The sequence below is a fragment of the Streptomyces sp. NPDC059455 genome (assembly GCF_042750115.1).
In the GTDB taxonomy this organism is placed as follows: Bacteria; Actinomycetota; Actinomycetes; order Streptomycetales; family Streptomycetaceae; genus Streptomyces; species Streptomyces endocoffeicus.
In genome coordinates, this window is sequence record NZ_JBHYVB010000467.1 from 1 (window position 1) to 1,951 (window position 1,951).

The window sequence follows — 1,951 nt, forward strand, 5'->3', positions numbered from 1 at the left end:
TGGCCCACTTGTAGGTGAGCCTCCACACGTGGTGGTCCAGCAGACGGAACGCTCGCTTGGACACCCCGATCCGGTAGTAGGCAGCCCAGCCTCTGATGATCGGGTTGAGCTTGGCGATCAGCACTTCGGCGTTGGCCCCTCGCAGGGCGTGGGCCTCGGTGCTGAGCCGTTCCCGGATGCGCCGCATAGCCGCCTTGCTCGGTTTGGTCAGCAGCTTGCCACGGAACCGGCGGATGTTGAATCCCAGAAAGTCACAGCCCTCATCGAGGTGGACAATGCGCGTCTTGTCCTCGTTAAGGACCAGCCCTCTGGACGCCAGCCACTTGGCGAGCCTCGCCTTGACCTCTTCGGCCTGTTCCCGTGAGTGGCACAGGGCGAGCAGATCGTCGGCGTAGACGACCAGGACCGGGGAGCCTTTTGCTACCAACGAGGCATTGCTGCTGAGTTGTTGGTAGCGGACTCCGGCGGCCGTATCCATTCCATGCAGTGCGATGTTCAATAGCGTGGGACTGATCACGCCCCCTTGCGGAGTTCCCTCCTCGGTGGGTGTGAACCAACCTTTCTCGACCACCCCGGCTTTCAGCCATCCGGCAATCAATCCCCTGCCGGGGAAAGTGCCCAGGGCTGTGAGCAGGTGGTTATGGTCGATATGGTCAAATGCCGCTTTCAAGTCGGCGTCGAGCACCCACAGGCGTTTGGCGTTTTTGCCTTTGGCCGTTTCGTGGATGGCTACGATCGCGTCGTGACAGCCACGGCCGGGGCGAAAACCGTAGGTCTTCGGCCCGGACCGTGCTTCCCATTCGGGCTCCAGTGCGTTGAGCGTCAGGGCTTGAAGGCACCTGTCCGCGATCACGGGAATTCCAAGTGGGCGCCATTTTGCATTGCCTTTCGGTACGTATGCGCGCTTGACGGGCTTGGGCCTCCACGGCCGGGAGTGGTGCTGCATCCAGTCGGCCAGTTCAGCCTTGGACTGGGGCAGCAGCGCCGTTCTGCCGTCGATGCCCGCCGTCTTGCGTCCAGCGTTGACCTCCGTCACCCGCCGCACGCTGATCAGCGTGTTGGCGCGGGAGCGGAGCATCAGCTTCTGCAGATTCCTGACCTTGGCCAGGTCACCTGCCTGCGATGCCGCGAAGATGCGCTGCCGAAGCCGCCGTACGTCGTCTTCGACCTGCCGCCAGTCGATCTCGGCCCAGTCGGTGAAGACGTCCTCCGGTCCGTTCACCGAGCCGACCGAAAGCGCCGAAGGCTGAACCGTCGCGGCTTCACATATCGCCATGGTGTCTAACTTGTCCTTTGGTTCCGGTGCTCTCGATCATCGAGTCTCCGCAGGCTCACCAGACCCACGTCAGCACCCTTTCGGGTCGGGGCACTGCCCCTATCCGGCCAGTTATGCGAGGACCTCCGGCGGAGGTGCCTGAAAGTGGCCCTCGGTTTCCTGTTGCCTTTCGGCCACCGGCATTCGCTTGTTGAGTCTTCCTGCGCCCGCTGAGGGATTGGGCATTCCTTGCGGTCTGCTTACCAGGCTGTCGCCTGGACCTCATCGGGGTTGTCACGTTCCGCATGTGCGAGATGCGGCCGGGTTGGGTGCCCTCTGTACCCCGGGAGCGGTGGTGCACTCCCGACCTGCTGCTCTCTCCTAGGTCGGCACCTGCCGCATTCCAACGGCTGGCCCCTATTCTCCCGCTGGTGCATCCCATCGAGCGAGAGTGAAATTGACGAGGCATCATCGAGGGTTCAGTCTCTTCACCCGTCCGGCCTTCCACTTACCTGTAACCCCTGGATGGAACAAGAGTCCTTGGGTGTTTCCCCAGGCTCCGCACCCCGCGATTACTCACGACGCACGCTGGGGCGGGGACGGGCCATGTGCACTGGCCCGGGACATTCACCTTCGACAGATGTCAAACCTCCTTGGTGACTTCCACTCAACACATGCGACTTCGTGTCGCAAGAG

At 62.6% G+C, this 1,951-nt stretch carries 1 protein-coding gene; it reads right to left on the reverse strand.

Annotated features, from left to right (window positions below; translation table 11 throughout):
• A partial coding sequence (ltrA, locus tag ACFXB5_RS53595; protein ID WP_385223338.1) for a group II intron reverse transcriptase/maturase occupies positions 1-1,276 on the reverse strand: 1,276 nt, incomplete at its 3' end.
• Between the last annotated feature and the right edge of the window lie 675 nt (positions 1,277-1,951).